This window comes from Erythrobacter sp. HL-111 (assembly GCF_900105095.1).
In the GTDB taxonomy this organism is placed as follows: domain Bacteria; phylum Pseudomonadota; class Alphaproteobacteria; order Sphingomonadales; family Sphingomonadaceae; genus Erythrobacter.
The window spans coordinates 2,225,273-2,242,042 of the sequence record NZ_LT629743.1; the positions used below are offsets into that span (position 1 = coordinate 2,225,273).

The following is a 16,770-nucleotide window of genomic DNA, read 5'->3' on the forward strand; positions in this document are numbered from 1 at the left end:
TCTGTCCTCTCGTCCTCGCGGGGAGCGCATTGTCCTGACCAAAGGCCTTATCATGCCGCCCACGCTAGGCAATGGCGGGTGAACCGGCTCTGAAGGCGGTGCGGCGAACGGGGCTTCAGATGCGTTCCGAAAGCCTGATCGCGATCCGACATCCCAGCTTGATCGCGCCCGACAGGAGCGGATAGGCCGGCGCGTTTTCCGCCCCGCTGGCGAGCGCGGCGTCGCGGTGCTGGCGTTCGTCCTCGCGGAATTCCTCGATCATTTCGGCGAGTTCGGGATCGGCGCCGGTTTCGGTCAGCCGGTCGAGCTGCTGGGTGTAGTGCCGGTCGATCTCCTCCTCGACCGCGGCGGTGCAGGCCATCGCCGCCTCCGGGCCGAGCAGCGCCGTGCCCGCGCCGAGCGCATAGCCCGCCGCCGACCACAGGGGGTGCAGCGCGGTCGGCCGCACGCGGCGTTTCGCCAGCATCTCGTCGAAGCGGGCGCGGTGGCCCTCTTCCTGGTCGGCCATGTGGCGGATTTCGGCGGAGTGCGGGCCGCGGTCGCCCATCACGGCGATCTGGCCCGCATAGATGCGGGTCGCGCCGAATTCCCCGGCCTGGTCGACCCGGATCATCCGGTGGAGTTCCTCGCGGTTCATGCCTGCTCCTTCTTCGCTGACAGGACCAAGATGGCGATGCCCCCGATGGATGAAAAGAGGAAATTCCAGCCTGCGAGCGAGATGCCGAGCAGGCTCCACGGTGCCTGGTCGCAGCGGATCAGCGGCGCGGCGGCGGGATCGAGCACGTCGAGCCCCCCCGCAACCCTGGCGCAGCCGGTGATCCCCTCCCACCAGCCGTATTCGACCCCGGCGTGAAATCCGCCGATCAGGCCGGAGGTGAGGATCGCAAGCCCGGCAAGCGCGGTCCACACCCGCGGCGGGACCGCGACGAAGGAAACGAGCCCGGCGCAAAGCGCGGCGAAATGCGGATAGCGCTGCCACCAGCACATTTCGCACGGGTAGAGCCCGAACCCGTATTCCGAGACATAGGCCCCGCCCAGAAGCCCGGCGGGGAGGGCGACGGCGAGCAGCCGCGCCGCGTTAAATCCAGCCATGGTGCCGACCCCGACCGCGTCAGTCGCGCAGCGCCACCGAACTCTTCGTCGTGCGGCGCAGGGTTTCGAGAGCGTAATGCAGCTGGAAATCCTCGATCCCCTGCTCTTCGAGCTCTTCGGCGGTCAGCTGGAAACGCGGGTCCTTGATCGTGTCGTTCTCCAGCTCCTCGTCCTCGATGCCGATCTCGTTGATGAGATGGCCGCGCAGGTCGCTTTCGCGGGTGAGGTATTTCTGGCGCAGCACGAGGTCGGGATCGGACAGCTGCGGCACCGCGATGTCGGGCTTGATCCCGCCTTCCTGCACCGAATTGCCCCGCGGCGTGTAATAGCGAGCCGTCGTCAGCTTGAGCGCTGCATCCGGACCCAGCGGCAGGAGCGACTGGACCGAACCCTTGCCGAAGCTGCGTTCGCCCATGACGAGCGCGCGGCGATGGTCCTGCAGCGCCCCGGCGACGATTTCCGAGGCCGAAGCCGAACCCGCGTCGATCAGCACGATCAGCGGCACGCCTTCGGCCATGTCGCCGCGGAACACGGTTTCCGCATCGTAGAGCAGCGTTTCGCCCCGCGCGCGGCCGCGCTGCGAGACGATCCGGCCCTCGTCGAGGAACAGGTCGGACAGGGCCACCGCCTCGTCGAGACTGCCGCCCGGGTTCTTGCGCAGGTCGAGCACGAGGCCGGACACCCGCCCGGTCGCCTCTTCCCGGATATTGGCCCAGGCGGTGTAGACGTCGGCCCCTACATCGGCCGAGAATTCGTTGACCGTGATGATCCCGATATTGCCGGCGGCGAGTTCGTGCGTGACCGGCTCGAGTTCGATCATGCCGCGGGTGACGGAGACTTCGAACGGCTCCTCGCGCCCGGTGCGGAAGATCGTCAGCTCGATCGCGGTTCCCGCCTTGCCGCGCATCCGCGCGACCGCATCGTCGAGATCGCCGCCGTAGATCAGCTCCCCGTCGAGGTGGGTGATGAAGTCGCCCGCCTTGACCCCCGCCTTCTCGGCCGGGCTGCCCTTGAACGGCGAGATCACCTTGACCGCGCCGTCCTCCATCACGACCGACAGGCCGAGGCCGGAATAATTGCCGTCGATGAGGGTGTTCAGCCGTTCGAGATCGCTTCCGTCGAGATAGGCCGAATGCGGATCGAGCGCGGTGAGCATCCCGTCGATCGCGCCGCGCACCAGTTTCTCGTCGGTCACGTCCTCGACATAGTTCGCCTTGACCCGCTGCATCACGGTGAAGAGCTTGGCGAATTCGGGGGCGGCGCGGCCATCGATCTGGGCCATGCTCGCGGTCGTCGCGGGGACGACGGCGACGGCGGTGACGAGCGCGGCACTGCGCAGCAATCCGGCAATTTTCATGAGGACGGGAAGCTCCTTTCGAACACTTTTGTATACGTCCCTGCGCCTGAACGCCAGATGAGAGCCCCTGCGGGGTCGTCCGGCGGCCCGATCCCCGGCGGGCGGGCGGCGCCGACGTGACGCGCCGGCTTTCGCCAGAGATAGGAAGCCGCGGCGATTAGCCAAGATATTCGAGCGGGTTGACCGGTTCGCCGTCGCGCCTCAGCTCGATCGTCACCGCCGCACCCTGCGCCTGCGCGGTGCCGAGCGGGCTGCCCCCGATCACCCGCGCGCCGACCGGAACCTCGGCCCGGGCGAGCCCGGTGACGAGGCTTGTCCAGCCGCCGTCATGCTCGATGATGACGATTCGCCCGTAGCCGCGATAAGGGCCGGCGAAGGCGACTCGCCCCGTGGCGGGCGCCACGACCTGCGCGCCCGGGGCGGGCAGGAGCGTGATGCCGGTGCTGGCAAGACCGCTCTCGCGGCGCTCGCCGAACCCGGCGAGGGTGCGGCCCTGCACCGGCAGCCTGAAATCGCGCGGCGGGCCAGTCGCGGCGGGGGCGGGCGTCGGCGGCGGCGGGGGCGGGGGCGGTTCCGCGACCCGGCTCGTCGCGCCCGGCTCCCCGATCGCCGCGGGGCGCGGCACCGGGCCAGGCAGGGCGGCGAGTTCGCGGCGCAGCGCGGCGGCCTCGCCCAGCCGGTCGACCAGCCCGTCGAGGTCGCGCGCCTCCTCGGCAAGGGCGAGGGCACGCTCCTCCTCGCGAAGCGCATTGCGGCGTGCCTCGCGCCCGGCGAGGCGCTGGCGCGTTTCGAGCGCGGCGAGTTCGGCGCGGCGCTGCTCCAACTGGCGCTCGGATCGCTCGAGCGCGGCGAGCGCGCGGGCGGCGCGGCGTTCGAGCGCCTCGCCCTGCTCGATCTCGGCGCGCAGGCTCGCGGTGCGCCGGCGGATTTCAGGCACGGCGGTTTCCAGCACGGCGCGGACATGGACGAGATCCTCGAGCGAGCCCGGCTGGAGCGCGGCGAGCGCGAGCGGGCGGCGCGCGTTGGTCTGCAGCGCCCCGGTCAGCCGGACGAGCGGTTCGCGCCGCTGCGCCAGCCGCGCCGCGAGCGCCTCGCGCGCGGCCTGGGCGAGCGAGAAGCGCGCGCGGGCCGCGGAGATTTCCGCCTCGGCCTGCTGGATGCGGGCGGCGAGCGCGGCGGCCTCGCGCGCGGTGCGTTCGGCGGCTTCGCCCGCTGCCGCGGCGGTTTCGGCAAAGCGCGTGGCGCGCGCTTCGGCGAGGCGGCTTTCGCGGGTCGCCCGGTCGAGCTCGGCCCGCGCCTCGGCCGGTTCCATCACGAGCAGGTCGCCCCGGGCGCGCGCCTCGGGCAGGGCCAGCGCCAGCGCCAGCAGCGCAAGCGCCCCGCCGGCGGCCAGCAATGTCGCGCGATGGTTCATGACCCTACCCTGCCCGATGATAGGGATGGCCGGCAAGGATGCTCGTCGCGCGGTAGAGCTGCTCCATCAGCATGGCGCGGGCGAGGAGGTGCGGCCAGGTCGCCGGGCCGAAGGCATAGAGCAGGTCGGCCGCGGCGCGTTCCTCCCGGGAATGCCCGTCGGCGGCGCCGAGCACGAAGCGGGTTTCGCGAATGCCCTCGTCGCGCCACTTCTCCAGCCGTCTGGCAAAGGCTTCGGAGGCGAGCGGCTCGCCCCTCTCGTCGAGCAGGACGGTGCGGTGCGGCTCGACCGGTTCGGGGATGCGCCCGCCGGTCTCGGGCAGTTCGGTCAGCTTCGTCGGCCAGGTCATGCGCTTCTCGTAGCGCGCGACCAGTTCCGCCTCGGGCGAGCGGGCGATCTTACCGCGGGCGATGACGTGGAGGAGGATAGGCGGTGTCCCTGGTGCGTGTTCGCCCGTCCGGGCGAACCCCTCGGTGCTGTCCCTCGCTCGCTTCGCCCGGTCGGGCACCTGCGGGCGGCCGGTCGGCCCTGCGGACCCGCGGGGTCCGTGGCCTTGCGTTACCTCGCCATGGAGCCCCGCTCGCGCAGCGGCCGCAAGGGCGACCGCCCGCCCGCACCGGGTGCGTGGCGCAGCGAAGCACGTCGGGCGAGGACGCAGCCCCGCATGGGGCTGCGAAGCGAAAGCTACGCCCGTCCGCCGGCGGCCTCGCCGGTTTCGAACGACCACATGCGCTCGAGATTGTAGAAGCTGCGGACTTCGGGCCGGAACAGGTGGACGATCACGTCGCCCGCATCGATCAGCACCCAGTCGGCCGCGGGCAGGCCTTCGACCCGCACCGGGCCGAAACCGCTCTGCTTGACCTTCTCGGCCAGTTTCTGGGCCATCGCCGCGACCTGCCGGGTCGAGCGGCCGCTCGCGATCACCATGTGATCGGCGATCGAGCTCTTCCCTTCGAGCGGGATCGAGACGACGTCCTGCGCCTGGTCGTCGTCGAGCTGCGCGAGGACGAGGGCGTGCAGGTCGGTTTCGTGCAGGTCAGCGGCCACGACAGCGGCCGCCGGACGGGTGCCGGCCGCAGCCGACACGGATTGTGCCTGGGTCATGGATGAGCATGGTTCTCCGGATGGCGGGGGATTGGGCCACTGGGGCGGGCATGAGGGCATGAACGGACGCGCCGCGTCTCATGCATCCTCCGATGGGCCGATCCGGCGGAATGTCAGCCGGTCGCGGAGCGGGGTCTGGCGGAAATCGGACGCCCAGTCCTGCCGTCCGCGGCGGATCGCCGTGGCCGAACGCGGATCCGGATCGAAACGCAGAAACACCAGTGCCGGTGCGCTCCATTGCCCCCGTTTGCGAAAGCTGGCAGCCGACACGCGATAGCGCCGGAGCCAGGCCATGGCGGGGCTCGTCATGGCGTCGGCATTATAGCCCGGCCTTGCAATCACTGCAATCGGCATTGTCCGGGCGATCATCCGCCACCCTTTCCAGAGGTGGAACTGGGCGAGGTTGTCGGCCCCCATCAGCCACACGAAGCGCCGCCGCGGATAGCGCCGCACGAGGCGGCGGAGGGTGTCGACGGTGTAGCGGGTGCCGAGCTCGCGCTCGATCGCGGTCGGCACGATCCGCGCCCGGCGGCTCTGCGCCGCGGCCGAGCGCAGGCGGTCCGTCAGCGAGGCCATGTCGCGCCGCGGCTTGAGCGGGTTGCCGGGGGAAACGAGCCACCACGCCTCGGCCAGCCCGAGCGCGTCCATGGTGAACCGGGTGATCCGCCGGTGGCCGCCATGGGCCGGGTTGAAGCTCCCGCCGAGCAGCCCGGTGCGGCATTCGAAGCTAGGGCCGGCCGCGCCGAGGGTCGCAGCGCCCGTGCGATTCGGCAGGAGCGAGCCGCGCCGGCGCGCGAACGGGGTCGGGGTCTGCGCGGAAGGGATCATCGCCGGGGGACCGGACACGCCGCGGCCGGACCGGCGGGAGCGCGCATCAATGCATGGTTCATCGCGCCGCGCCTAGCACCGCGAACGGCCGCTGTCAGGGGGAGGCGGAGGAAAGGCGCGGGGATGTCACGCGCGACCTTATCGCGCCATCCTCGCAAGCGCGCGCAGGGTTTGCGACAAAGTTTGTCAGCCTGCGCAACGTTTCGTCCCGCTTATGGTTCGGCTCGCCCCTTCGGCGGGAACGAGGATTCGACCCCTCTCCCCCGGCTTGGTAGCGGGCAATCGGGCTTGCAAAAAGATTCGGGGCCGCCTTGTCAAACAATCGAACCGCATCGGCGTGGACGGAGAAGCTGCGTCAGTGGTTTCCGGAGCGTGAATTCTTCATGCGTTCCGAAGGCCACGTCCGTTTCATCAAGATCTCCTCGCGCCTCCAGATCGGCGTGGCGGGGGCGGCGCTCGCTTTGGGCATCGGCCTCGCCGGGTCGATGGGGGCGATGGCCTGGAACCAGTACCGGGCCGAAGCCGATCTTGCCTCCTTCCATACCGAGAAGGCCAGGGTCGCCAGCGCCGAGGAACGGCTCGAAGCCTATGGCGGCGATCTCGACCGGGTGATCGACGAGCTCGACGAACGCCAGCAGTTCCTCGACGCCATGGCGCAGATGCTGCCGGACGACATCCGGGACACCAGCGGGACCGTCACCGATTCGAGCGAGGAAACGGCCAAGACCGTTGACCGGGTCGGCGCGGTCTTCCCGCAGGCGCGCGGCCTCGCCGAGATCGAGGCGCGCCAGCTCGCCGTCGTCGAAAAGCTCACCCGCTTCGCTGAAGCCCGCGCGCGCAAGGCCGAAGCCGCGCTGCGCAAGCTCGATCTCGATCCGACCGCGATGGCGCGCAATGCCGAACGCAGCGAAGGCGCGGCGAACAGGGGCATGGGCGGTCCGCTCGAACAGCTGACCACGGGCAATGGCCCGATCGATCCGCGCTTCGAACGGCTCGGCCTCAGCCTTTCGCGCATGGCCGCGCTCGAACGCGCGCTCGACGGCATCCCGCAGGTCGTCCCGGCGAGCATCGCCCGGATCACCTCGGGCTTCGGCTATCGCCGCGACCCGTTCAACCGCCGCGGCGCGATGCACTGGGGGATCGATTTCGGCGGCGAGCACGGCTCGCCGATCTTCGCCGCCGCGAAAGGCCACGTGACCTTCGCCGGGTGGAAATCGGGCTATGGCAACCTCGTCGAGATCACCCATGCGACCGGGCTGATGACCCGCTATGCCCACATGTCCCGGCTCGACGTGAAGCGCGGCGAGGAGGTCGAGGCCGGCGCGACGCTCGGCGGGCTCGGCAGCACCGGCCGTTCGACCGGTCCGCACCTGCATTTCGAGGTCCGCCTCAACAATCGCGCGGTCAATCCGCGCCCCTTCCTGGAGACTGCCCCCGATGTTCTCAAAGAAGCCCGCGGAACAGTCGCGCTCCGCCGCATCCCCGAAAGCGGTGAGTAAGCCGATGGCCTCGGGCAATTCGACATTCTCCGTGATCGGCTCGGACGTCACGATCAAGGGAGACATCGCCGCCTCCGCCGACCTGCACGTCGACGGCACGATCGAAGGCGACATCCGCTGCGCCTCGCTGGTGCAGGGTGAAACCAGCGCGATCCACGGCGCGGTGATCGCCGAGACCGCGCGGCTCGCGGGCAAGGTGGTCGGATCGATCACGGCGCGCGAACTGGTGATTCTCAAGAACGCCCGGATCGAGGGCGACGTGCATTACGACGCGCTCACGATCGAACAGGGGGCCGAGGTCGACGGGCGGTTCTCCCCCAATTCGCAGCGCCAGGCGCAGCACGCCGTCGCCGCCGCGTCCGACCCGGCAGTGGACGAGGACGAGGACGAGATCACCCTGCAGCTCACCAGCTGAGCCGCTGCCGGACCGCGCGGCCGGCGCGGTTGCTTCAGGTATCGCCGTCCTTCAGGAATCGCCGAGGACTTCCGCGCGCAGCGCCTTGCGGTCGAGCTTGCCGATCATCGTGCGCGGGAGCTCCGCGCGGATGACTACCGCATCGACCCGTTCGTGCTTGCCGACCCGGGCGTTGAGCCAGTCGCCGAGTTCGGCCGCGCCCGCCGCCGCGCCTTCCTTGAGGGTGACATAGGCGCGCGGCATCTCGCCGAGGTAATCCTCGGGCACCCCGATCACCAGCGCCTCCTTGACCGCTTCGTGCCTGAGGATCTCGTCCTCGACCACGCTCGGGAAGACCTTGAAGCCGCCGACCGAGATCATGTCCTTGATCCGGTCGACGATCGAGAGGAACCCGTCCTCGTCCATCGCCGCGACGTCGCCGGTCCGCAGGTACCGCTTGTTCCCGTGGGTGACGAAGGTTTCCGCCTCGGTTTCGGGCCGGTTCCAGTACCCGCGCATCACCTGCGGCCCGTGGATCGCGAGTTCGCCCGGCTCGCCTTCGGGCGCGAGTTTCGTCGGGTCCTCCTTGTCCAGCAGCAGGATCTCGGTCCCCGCCACCAATTGCCCGATCGTGCCCTTCTTGCGCGTGCCCTCGTAAGGGTTGACCGAGACGACGCCCGCGCTTTCGGTCAGGCCGTAACCCTCGACGAGGCGCACGCCGGTCACCTCCTCGAAGCGGGTGTGGACGCCCGCGGGCATCGGCGCGCCGCCCGAAATGCAGACCTTCAATGCGGAAAGGTCGGTCGCGGGCAGGTCGGGATGGTCGAGCAGGGCCTGGAACATCGTCGGCACGCCGGGAAAGCCCGTCGCGCGGCAGGCGTCCATCGTTTCGAGCACCTGCTTCGTCTCGAACCGCGGGACCAGCGCGATCGAGGCGCCGGTTACGACCGCGTGGTTGAGCAGCGCGGTGTTGGCGAAGACATGGAAGAACGGGAGCGCGCCCATGAAGACCTCCTTTGAGGCATCGCCGAAGGGATTGATCGCGGCCACCTGCTGGGCGTTCACCGAAAGCTGGTCGTGGCCGAGCATGGCGCCCTTGGGCCGCCCGGTGGTCCCGCCGGTGTATTGCAGCAGCGCAAGGTCCGCGTGCGGGTCGAGCGCGACCGGCTCGAAGGCGCGATCGGGCGTCACGTCCTTCCAGCGGCGCACCCTGGCGGACGGTTCGACCGCGGCGATCTGGCTGCGCTTCAACAGGCGGAAGGCCATGCCTTTCAGCCGCGGCAGCATCTCGGCGAGCGAGCCGACCACCAGCGTTTCGAGCCCGGTCGCTTCGAGCACGTCGCGCGCGGTGCCGTAAAGCTCCGGCACGTCGAGCGTCACCAGCACCCGCGTGCCCGAATCGCCGACCTGCCAGGCGAGCTCCGCGACCGTGTAGAGCGGCGAGAAATTGACCACGACCGCGCCCGCCATCATCGCGCCGTAATAGGCCGACGCGTAGATCGGCACGTTGGGCAGGAACAGCCCGACGCGGTCCCCCCGCCCGATCCCCATCGCCGCGAGACCGGCGGCAAAGCGCGTCGCCTCGGCGAGGATTTCGCCGTAGGAGAACGTCCGGCCGAGGAAATGGAGGAAGGGCGCGGCGGGATCGCGCGCGGCGGTCCGCGCGAGCATGTCGGGCAGGCTCATCGCCTCGAAGCGCGTCTCCCACGGGGTGGGATGATGGTAGGTGGCGTTATTGACATACATGTCAGTAGCCATGGCCGATCCCTCTGCCCTGTTCAAGCGGGCAATCGCTGCGAATGCGACGCCCTTGCGTCTTTTCCGGATGGTCGCGGGAACCGGCCGGGTTCACGAAGGAAAGCCCGGCGGGCGCGCTCCGGCCGGGCCTTGGGAGGTGGCTGGCGCAGGCCCGCAGGGATCAGGCCCCGGGGGACCAGGCCCCGAGGAATCAGGCGTTGTCGCCGTGGTCCTTCTCGATCCGTTCGGGCGCGTTGTCCGGTTCGGCGATGCCTTCATCCGCGCGCGGAGCGGGGGTGGAAAAACCGCTTTCGGGATCGAGCATCTCTTCCTCCGCCGAGCGGCGAGCGGCGAGCCAGGCTTCGGCCTCGGCCTCCTGCGCGGCTTCGGCAGCGGCCTTGGCATTGGCTTCGCGTTCGGCGCGCAGTTCCTCGATCAGCTTGTCCTTGTCGCTCCGCCCGTCGGTCGCTTCGGGCTCGGCCTCCTCGGACAGGCCGGCGCGCTTGGCTGCCTTGGCGACGACCGCGTCGAGTTCGCGCTGCGAGCACAGGCCGAGCGTCACCGGGTCCTTGGGCTGGATGTTCTGGATGTTCCAGTGCGAACGGTCGCGGATCGCCCCGATCGTGTTGCGCGTGGTCCCGATCAGCTTGGAGATCTGCGCGTCCGAGACTTCGGGGTGGTTGCGCAGGATCCAGGCGATGCCGTCGGGCTTGTCCTGGCGTTTCGACACGGGCGTGTAACGCGGGCCCTTGGTGCGGGTGACCTCGACCGGCGCCTTGTGCATCCGCAGCGAATAGGACGCATCCGCCTGCCCCTTCTCGATCTCCTCGAGCGTGAGCTCGCCCGCGTGGACGGGATCGCGCCCGGTGTACTTGCTCCCGGCGAGGTCGTCGGCCATGGCCTGCACCTCGAGGATGTGAAGGCCGCAGAACTCGGCGATCTGCTCGAAGGAAAGCGCCGTGTGGTCGACCAGCCAGGTCGCGGTGGCGTGCGGCATCAGCGGCTTGGGCTGATCCCTGTTGACCTTGGCGTTGGGCATGGAAAATCTCCGTTCAAAATAGAAGGGCCGCCCCTCGCGGAGCGGCCATTGCAGCAGGCGAAATAGGCGATGACCGCCGAAACGGCAAGGAAAAGGCGGCGCGGAGGGCAAGACGCGCCCCCAATCGCGCCCTTCGAGCGGCGGCTGCCTGTTCTAGCGGATCAGAATTCGAGCGCCGGCGCGGTCTGGAGCGAGACGCTGTGCTCTTCCTCGAGCGCGACGAGCCCCGAGAGGAATTGCCGCGTCGCCGCTTCCCAGGTGAAGCTCGCCCCGTGCGCGGCGCAGGCCGTGCGGTCGCAATAGCGCGCCGCGTCGATCGCGCGGGCGAGGTCCTCTCCCATGGCGCCGACCGCATCGGTGAGGATGTCGAGCGGCCCCGGCACCGGATAGGCGGCGACCGGCGTGCCGCAGGCGAGCGCCTCGATCATGACGAGGCCGAAGGTGTCGGTGCGGCTCGGAAAGACGAACACGTCCGCCCCCGCATAGCACCCCGCGAGTTCGCGCCCGCTGCGCTTGCCGAGGAAGACCGTGTCGGGAAACCTCGCCTCGAGCGCGGCCCGCGCCGGGCCGTCGCCGACCACGACCTTGGTCCCGGGATAGTCGCAGGCGAGAAAGGCCTCGATGTTCTTTTCCACCGCGACGCGGCCGACATAGAGCAGGATCGGCCCTTCGAGCCCCGCATATTCCGCAGGCGGCGGGGCGTCGGGTGAAAAGCAGGCGAGATCGACCCCGCGGCTCCAGTGGGTAAGCTGCGTCAGGCCCTGTTCGCGCAGCTGGGCGCGGATCGTCCCGGTCGCGACCATGATCCGCTGCGCCGGGCGGTGGAACCAGCGGATATAGGGCCAGAACGCGGCGGGCGGCAGGCCGGTCCGGCGCGCGATGTAATCGGGGAACTGCGTGTGATAGGCGGTGGTGAAGGGCACCTTGCGATTGAGGCAGTAACGCCGCGCGGCGAAACCCAGCGGGCCTTCGGTCGCGATGTGCACCGCTTCGGGCGCGATGCGGGCGAGGTGGCGGCCGACCGCGCCGGGCGCGGTGATGGCGAGGCGGATTTCGGGATAGGTCGGCGCGGGGAAGGAGGGGTATTTCTCGGGCGAGATCACCGTGACCTCGTGCCCCCATCCGCGCAGCACGTCGCAGGTGGTCGAAAGCGTGCGGACCACCCCGTTGGTCTGGGGGTGCCACGCATCGGTCACGATCGCGATCGAGCGCGGAAACTCTCCCTGCGGCCTGCCCGCGCCCGGCCGGATGCCGGCGGAGACGCGGGAGAGCTGGTTCACGCCGCTTCCCTCGCGGGGTCGGCGATTTCCTCAACCGGCGAGGCGGCATCCGCCGCGGCCGCTTCGCGGCGCTTCATTTCCTCGGGCCAGTGGAGGATTTCCATCCGCCCGTCCGCGTGTTCGACCAGCGCGTTGCAGCCTTCGACCCAGTCGCCGTCGTTCCAGTATTCGACGTCGCGGCCATTGTGCCGGAAGACGCGGAATTCGGCGGTGTGGATGTGGCCGCACACGACGCCGTCGACGCCGCGCTCGCCCGCCGCGCGGGCGACGACTTCCTCGTACCTGCCGATGAATTCGACCGCGTTCTTGACCTTGTGCTTGGCCGCCTTGGAAAGCGACCAGTAGGGCTTGCCCATGGCCTTGCGGACGGTGTTGACGAAAACGTTGAGCCGCATGACCGTGGTATAGGCCCAATCGCCGACAAAGGCGAGCCAGCGGTGCGAAAGCATGACGGCGTCGAATTCGTCGCCGTGCAGGACCATCAGGCGCCGCCCGTCGGCGGTGTCGTGGAAGGCGGCGCGGCGGATCTCGATCCCGCCGAAATTGAGCCCGGTGAACTGGCGGAACATTTCGTCGTGATTGCCGGGGATGTAGATGATCCGCGTGCCGCGCTTGGCCCGCTTGAGCAGGCGCCAGACGATGTCGTTGTGCGCGGAGGGCCAGTAGAACTTCTTCTTCAGCCGCCAGCCGTCGATGATGTCGCCGACGAGATACAGGGTTTCGCTGTCGACACTGTCGAGGAAGTCGATCAGGAGGTCGGCATTGCAGCCCTTGGTGCCGAGATGGACGTCGCTGATCCAGATCGTGCGATACTTGCGCCGCTCGCGTCCTTCCGGTTCGGGCGTAGCGGGCTCCTGGATCGGAAAGCTCGCCACGTTGGCGAGCGCCGCCGGGTCGCCGGACGGGGCGGACAGCTTGAAGTCGGTCATCGGAAAATCCCCGGCTTGCGTCTTTCTCCCCGAAAGTCCTTGGCAGGGGTTTGTTACATGGGATTCACAGCGCGATTACGGTTTTGCGTAAATCCACAGCCTTGTGACTCCCGTGTTGCACTTGCGAAGATTGCCGCGGGCAGCGGAAAGGGCGGCACGGGATTTGCCGGGAAGGCGATCGCGGCGGCGTGCGCCCGGCTAGTCTTCGCCCGCCACGGCGAGCACGATCTTGCCGATGTGTTCCCCAGCTTCCATCCGGGCATGGGCGGCCGCGGCCTCGGCCAGCGGGAAGGTCAGGTCCATCACCGGCGCGATCTCCCCGTTGGCGAAAAGCGGCCAGGCATTGGCCGCGATCTCGTCGGCGAGCGCGGCCTTGAACGCGTCCGAGCGCGGGCGCAGGGTCGAACCCGTAAGGGTGTAGCGGCGCATCATCACCACCGCCATGTTGAGTTCGGCCCTGGCACCGCCGAGCACCGCGATGGTGACGTGCCGCCCGTCCTCGGCAAGGCATTTGAGGTTGCGCGGCACGTAATCGCCCGAAACCATGTCGAGCACGATGTCGACCCCGGCCCCGCCGGTATGGGCCTTCACCGCCTCGACGAAATCCTCCTCGCGGTAATTGATCGCGAGGTCGGCGCCCACCTTGCGCGCTGCCTCGCACTTGTCCTCGCTGCCGCAGGTGACGATGACTTCCATCCCGAACGCCTTGCCGAGCAGGATCGCCATCGTCCCGATCCCCGAGGTTCCCCCGTGGACCAGCACCCGCTCCCCGTCGCGGGCCATGCCGCGCTCGAACAGGTTGTGCCAGACGGTGAAGAGCGTTTCCGGCAGGGCGGCGGCGGTCCCGAGCGCCATGCCTTCGGGCACGGGCAGGCAGTGGTTCCACGGCGCGGCGCAGTATTCGGCATAGCCTCCGCCCGGCGTCAGCGCGGCGACCGGCTGGCCGAGCATGGTGTCGGGCACGTCCCGGCCCACCGCCACGACCTCGCCCGCGACTTCCAGTCCGAGGATCGGGGAGGCACCGGGCGGCGGCGGATAGGCGCCCGCGCGCTGCAGGCAGTCGGGCCGGTTGACCCCGGCATAGGCCACCCGGATCAGCACGTCGGCCGGGCCGGGCCGCGGGGTCGCGGCCTCCCCGATCGCGAGCACGTCGGGCGAGCCGGGCTCTTCGAACCCGATCGCCTTCATGCTCGCCGGAATATCGGCCGAAACCCGTGTGGTCATCCGCTTGCCCCTGTTGCGCCAAGACCCTGTTGCGCCAAGACCCTGTTGTAAAAGTGGCAACGCGAATAGCTTTCGTGTCCATTGACAGCAAGCCGTCTTGCTTGCGATGCTCCGCGCAATGACCGACGAAGATCGCCCCCGCCCCGTGGGAGATGCAGCGAGTCGCCTCGCCGCGGAGGATCTTGCACCTTTTTCGCAGGCGGAACTGGGCGCGCGCATCGCGCTGCTCGAAGCCGAGATCGCGCGGGTGCGGGCGCACCGGGACAAGGTCGCCGATCACATGGCGGCCGCCAATGCCCTGTTCAGCAAGCCCGCTTCATGATCGCCTGCGTGCCCTCCGAAGAGCCGGATTCGCAAAACGGCAAAGCCGCCCCATATACGACAAGAGGCTCGCAAGAGCCCGTCCGACAGCTCCCTTTTTCGGAGCCCCGCGCCGCCCGCTGACAAACCACCTTCCCCAGAAGAGACCGTCCATGCCCAGTTTCGCCCAGAACCTCGAGAGAACCCTGCACAACGCGCTCGGCAATGCGTCCGAACGGCGTCACGAATACGCGACGCTCGAGCACCTGCTGCTCGCGCTGATCGACGACGAGGACGCGGCGCAGGTCATGGCCGCCTGCGGCGTCGACCTTGCCGAACTGGGCGACGTGGTGAAGCAGTATCTCGACCAGGAATACCAGTCGCTCAAGACCGAGGAGGGCTCGGACCCGCAGCCGACCGCCGGTTTCCAGCGGGTGATCCAGCGCGCGATCCTGCACGTCCAGTCCTCGGGCAAGGACACGGTCACGGGCGCCAACGTGCTGGTCGCGCTGTTTTCCGAGCGCGATTCCTACGCCGTCTATTTCCTCCAGCAGCAGGACATGAGCCGGCTCGACGCGGTGAGCTACATCAGCCACGGCATCGGCAAGGGCGGGCGCCAGATCGAATCCAAGTCGCCGCAGGGGTCGGACGACAATGAAACCGCCGCCGAACAGACCAAGGAAACCGGCAACAAGAAGGAAACCGCGCTCGACCAGTTCACGGTCAACCTCAACGCCAAGGCCGAGGCCGGCAAGGTCGATCCGCTGATCGGCCGCGGGCCGGAGGTCGACCGCACCGTGCAGATCCTCTGCCGCCGGTCGAAGAACAACCCGCTCTATGTCGGCGATCCCGGCGTCGGCAAGACCGCCATCGCCGAAGGCCTTGCCCGCAAGATCGTCGAAGGCGACGTGCCCGAAGTGCTCAACGAGGCGGTGATCTACTCGCTCGACATGGGCGCGCTGCTCGCCGGCACGCGCTATCGCGGCGATTTCGAGGAGCGTCTGAAGCAGGTCGTCTCCGAGCTCGAGGGGATGCCGCACGCGATCCTTTTCATCGACGAGATCCACACCGTCATCGGCGCGGGTGCGACCAGCGGCGGGGCGATGGACGCCTCGAACCTGCTGAAGCCCGCGCTGTCGGGCGGGACGATCCGCTGCATCGGTTCGACCACCTACAAGGAATTCCGCAACCACTTCGAAAAGGACCGCGCCCTGCTGCGCCGGTTCCAGAAGATCGACGTCAACGAACCGACGATCGAGGACACGATCAAGATCCTCAAGGGCCTGCGCAGCGCCTTCGAGAAGCACCACAACGTCAAGTACACGCCCGATGCGATCAAGACCGCGGTGGAACTGTCGGCGCGCTACATCAACGACCGCAAGCTGCCGGACAAGGCGATCGACGTGATCGACGAGGTCGGCGCGATGCAGATGCTCGTCCCGCCGAGCCGCCGCAAGAAGAAGATCACCGGCAAGGAGATCGAGCAGGTCATCGCGACCATGGCGCGCATCCCGCCGAAATCGGTCAGCGCGGACGACAAGAAGGCGCTGGAAAACCTCGAGCGCGATCTCAAGCACGTCGTGTTCGGCCAGGACGACGCGATCGTGCGCCTTTCCACCGCGATGAAGCTGAGCCGCGCCGGCCTGCGCGATCCGGACAAGCCGATCGGCTCGTTCCTGTTCTCCGGCCCCACCGGCGTCGGCAAGACCGAGGTCGCGCGCCAGCTCGCCAGCATCATGGGGATCGAACTGAAGCGCTTCGACATGTCGGAATACATGGAGCGCCACAGCGTTTCCCGCCTGATCGGCGCGCCTCCGGGCTATGTCGGCTATGACCAGGGCGGCCTGCTCACCGATGCGGTCGACCAGAACCCGCATTGCGTGCTGCTATTGGACGAGATCGAGAAGGCGCACCCGGACCTGTTCAACATCCTGCTGCAGGTGATGGACAACGGGCGCCTGACCGATCACCACGGCAAGACGGTGGATTTCCGCAACGTCGTGCTCATCATGACGACCAATGCGGGCGCGGCCGACATGGCGCGGCAGGGGATCGGCTTCGGCGACGTGTCCAAGGAGGACGCGGGCGACGAGGCGGTGAAGAAGATGTTCACCCCGGAATTCCGCAACCGGCTCGATGCGATCGTGCCTTTCGCCTATCTCGGCAAGAGCACCGTCGCGCGGGTGGTGGACAAGTTCATCCTCGAACTGGAACTCCAGCTCGCCGAACAGAACGTCCACATCCAGTTCGACAGCGATGCGCGCGCGTGGCTCGCCGACAAGGGCTACGACAAGCTTTACGGCGCACGGCCGATGGGCCGCCTGATCCAGGAACGGATCAAGCAGCCGCTCGCCGAGGAACTCCTGTTCGGCAAGCTCGCCGATGGCGGCGAGGTCCATGTCAGCATCAAGGACGGCAAGCCGAGCTTCGAGCTGACGCCCGCCGCGCCCAAGCCGACGCGGCGCAAGACGGCGGCCAGGAAGAAGCCGGCCGAGAAGAAGGGCGTCGATCCCAGGCCCGAAGCCTCCGGCAGCGATGCCGACGGCTGAGCCCGTGTGACTTCCAGGCCACTT

General features: G+C 68.8%; 16 protein-coding genes. 4 read left to right on the forward strand and 12 right to left on the reverse strand.

Features of this window, described 5'->3' with window-relative positions:
• Positions 1 to 115: 115 nt before the first annotated feature.
• From BLU08_RS10485 to BLU08_RS10515, 7 genes are all read right to left on the reverse strand, one after another.
• Positions 116 to 637, reverse strand: coding sequence for a demethoxyubiquinone hydroxylase family protein (locus tag BLU08_RS10485; protein ID WP_090199290.1), 522 nt, complete (start codon positions 635 to 637; stop codon positions 116 to 118).
• Positions 634 to 1,092, reverse strand: a complete 459-nt coding sequence (locus BLU08_RS10490; protein ID WP_090199292.1) for a disulfide bond formation protein B — start codon at positions 1,090 to 1,092, stop codon at positions 634 to 636. The genes BLU08_RS10485 and BLU08_RS10490 overlap by 4 nt, the downstream gene beginning before the upstream one ends.
• A gap of 19 nt (positions 1,093 to 1,111) precedes the next feature.
• Entirely contained in the window at positions 1,112 to 2,449 is a 1,338-nt protein-coding gene (locus BLU08_RS10495; protein WP_090199294.1) for a S41 family peptidase, read from the reverse strand.
• Positions 2,450 to 2,606: 157 nt separating this feature from the next.
• A complete protein-coding gene (locus BLU08_RS10500; RefSeq protein WP_090199296.1) occupies positions 2,607 to 3,863 on the reverse strand; it encodes a murein hydrolase activator EnvC in 1,257 nt (418 codons plus the stop codon).
• Positions 3,864 to 3,867: 4 nt separating this feature from the next.
• Positions 3,868 to 4,290, reverse strand: a complete 423-nt coding sequence (locus BLU08_RS10505) for a 23S rRNA (pseudouridine(1915)-N(3))-methyltransferase RlmH (RefSeq protein WP_090201262.1) — start codon at positions 4,288 to 4,290, stop codon at positions 3,868 to 3,870.
• 257 nt (positions 4,291 to 4,547) lie between these two features.
• Positions 4,548 to 4,967: a ribosome silencing factor gene (gene rsfS, locus BLU08_RS10510; RefSeq protein WP_090199298.1), complete on the reverse strand. Its 420-nt coding sequence runs from the start codon at positions 4,965 to 4,967 to the stop codon at positions 4,548 to 4,550.
• A 78-nt stretch (positions 4,968 to 5,045) separates the two neighbouring features.
• Positions 5,046 to 5,813 (reverse strand): nicotinate-nucleotide adenylyltransferase, encoded by a 768-nt coding sequence (locus BLU08_RS10515; protein WP_233995936.1) that lies wholly within the window; start codon positions 5,811 to 5,813, stop codon positions 5,046 to 5,048.
• Positions 5,814 to 6,178: 365 nt separating this feature from the next.
• Here BLU08_RS10515 and BLU08_RS10520 point away from each other — a divergent pair, with 365 nt between their 5' ends.
• Together BLU08_RS10520 and BLU08_RS10525 are read left to right on the forward strand one after the other, a co-directional pair.
• Positions 6,179 to 7,294, forward strand: a complete 1,116-nt coding sequence (locus tag BLU08_RS10520) for a M23 family metallopeptidase (protein WP_090199301.1) — start codon at positions 6,179 to 6,181, stop codon at positions 7,292 to 7,294.
• Between the two features lie 4 nt (positions 7,295 to 7,298).
• Positions 7,299 to 7,709 carry a polymer-forming cytoskeletal protein gene (locus BLU08_RS10525; protein ID WP_090199303.1) on the forward strand — a complete coding sequence of 137 codons (411 nt, stop codon included), beginning with the start codon at positions 7,299 to 7,301 and terminating at the stop codon, positions 7,707 to 7,709.
• A 51-nt stretch (positions 7,710 to 7,760) separates the two neighbouring features.
• Here BLU08_RS10525 and BLU08_RS10530 read toward each other — a convergent pair whose 3' ends face one another.
• The 5 genes from BLU08_RS10530 to BLU08_RS10550 all read right to left on the reverse strand — a co-directional run bounded on the left by BLU08_RS10530 (position 7,761) and on the right by BLU08_RS10550 (position 13,897).
• Positions 7,761 to 9,446, reverse strand: coding sequence for an AMP-binding protein (locus BLU08_RS10530; RefSeq protein ID WP_369816781.1), 1,686 nt, complete (start codon positions 9,444 to 9,446; stop codon positions 7,761 to 7,763).
• Between the two features lie 190 nt (positions 9,447 to 9,636).
• The gene (locus BLU08_RS10535) at positions 9,637 to 10,464 is read right to left on the reverse strand and encodes a DUF1013 domain-containing protein (protein ID WP_233995937.1); all 828 of its coding nucleotides are present in this window, start codon (positions 10,462 to 10,464) and stop codon (positions 9,637 to 9,639) included.
• 161 nt (positions 10,465 to 10,625) lie between these two features.
• On the reverse strand, positions 10,626 to 11,714 hold the full coding sequence (locus BLU08_RS10540) for a glycosyltransferase family 1 protein (RefSeq protein WP_172801065.1): 1,089 nt from the start codon (positions 11,712 to 11,714) through the stop codon (positions 10,626 to 10,628).
• Between the two features lie 26 nt (positions 11,715 to 11,740).
• A complete protein-coding gene (locus BLU08_RS10545; protein WP_090199306.1) occupies positions 11,741 to 12,673 on the reverse strand; it encodes a UDP-2,3-diacylglucosamine diphosphatase in 933 nt (310 codons plus the stop codon).
• A 198-nt stretch (positions 12,674 to 12,871) separates the two neighbouring features.
• Entirely contained in the window at positions 12,872 to 13,897 is a 1,026-nt protein-coding gene (locus tag BLU08_RS10550) for an NAD(P)H-quinone oxidoreductase (RefSeq protein WP_233995938.1), read from the reverse strand.
• Between the two features lie 118 nt (positions 13,898 to 14,015).
• On the opposite strand from BLU08_RS10550, the gene BLU08_RS10555 reads away from it, so the two are divergent.
• Both BLU08_RS10555 and clpA read left to right on the forward strand, forming a co-directional pair.
• Positions 14,016 to 14,219, forward strand: coding sequence for a DUF1192 domain-containing protein (locus BLU08_RS10555; RefSeq protein WP_090201269.1), 204 nt, complete (start codon positions 14,016 to 14,018; stop codon positions 14,217 to 14,219).
• A 151-nt stretch (positions 14,220 to 14,370) separates the two neighbouring features.
• Positions 14,371 to 16,746, forward strand: a complete 2,376-nt coding sequence (gene clpA / locus BLU08_RS10560) for an ATP-dependent Clp protease ATP-binding subunit ClpA (RefSeq protein WP_090199308.1) — start codon at positions 14,371 to 14,373, stop codon at positions 16,744 to 16,746.
• The last annotated feature ends 24 nt before the right edge of the window (positions 16,747 to 16,770 follow it).

Excerpts from the sequence above, each read along its gene's own strand:
- BLU08_RS10545 (WP_090199306.1), bottom strand. The coding sequence starts at position 12,673 with ATGACCGACTTCAAGCTGTCCGCCCCGTCCGGCGACCCGGCGGCGCTC.
- BLU08_RS10535 (WP_233995937.1), bottom strand. The coding sequence starts at position 10,464 with ATGCCCAACGCCAAGGTCAACAGGGATCAGCCCAAGCCGCTGATGCCG.
- BLU08_RS10555 (WP_090201269.1), top strand. The coding sequence starts at position 14,016 with ATGACCGACGAAGATCGCCCCCGCCCCGTGGGAGATGCAGCGAGTCGC.
- BLU08_RS10485 (WP_090199290.1), bottom strand. The coding sequence starts at position 637 with ATGAACCGCGAGGAACTCCACCGGATGATCCGGGTCGACCAGGCCGGG.
- BLU08_RS10520 (WP_090199301.1), top strand. The coding sequence starts at position 6,179 with ATGCGTTCCGAAGGCCACGTCCGTTTCATCAAGATCTCCTCGCGCCTC.
- rsfS (WP_090199298.1), bottom strand. The coding sequence starts at position 4,967 with ATGACCCAGGCACAATCCGTGTCGGCTGCGGCCGGCACCCGTCCGGCG.
- clpA (WP_090199308.1), top strand. The coding sequence starts at position 14,371 with ATGCCCAGTTTCGCCCAGAACCTCGAGAGAACCCTGCACAACGCGCTC.
- BLU08_RS10495 (WP_090199294.1), bottom strand. The coding sequence starts at position 2,449 with ATGAAAATTGCCGGATTGCTGCGCAGTGCCGCGCTCGTCACCGCCGTC.
- BLU08_RS10525 (WP_090199303.1), top strand. The coding sequence starts at position 7,299 with ATGGCCTCGGGCAATTCGACATTCTCCGTGATCGGCTCGGACGTCACG.
- BLU08_RS10550 (WP_233995938.1), bottom strand. The coding sequence starts at position 13,897 with ATGACCACACGGGTTTCGGCCGATATTCCGGCGAGCATGAAGGCGATC.
- BLU08_RS10500 (WP_090199296.1), bottom strand. The coding sequence starts at position 3,863 with ATGAACCATCGCGCGACATTGCTGGCCGCCGGCGGGGCGCTTGCGCTG.
- BLU08_RS10490 (WP_090199292.1), bottom strand. The coding sequence starts at position 1,092 with ATGGCTGGATTTAACGCGGCGCGGCTGCTCGCCGTCGCCCTCCCCGCC.
- BLU08_RS10530 (WP_369816781.1), bottom strand. The coding sequence starts at position 9,446 with ATGGCTACTGACATGTATGTCAATAACGCCACCTACCATCATCCCACC.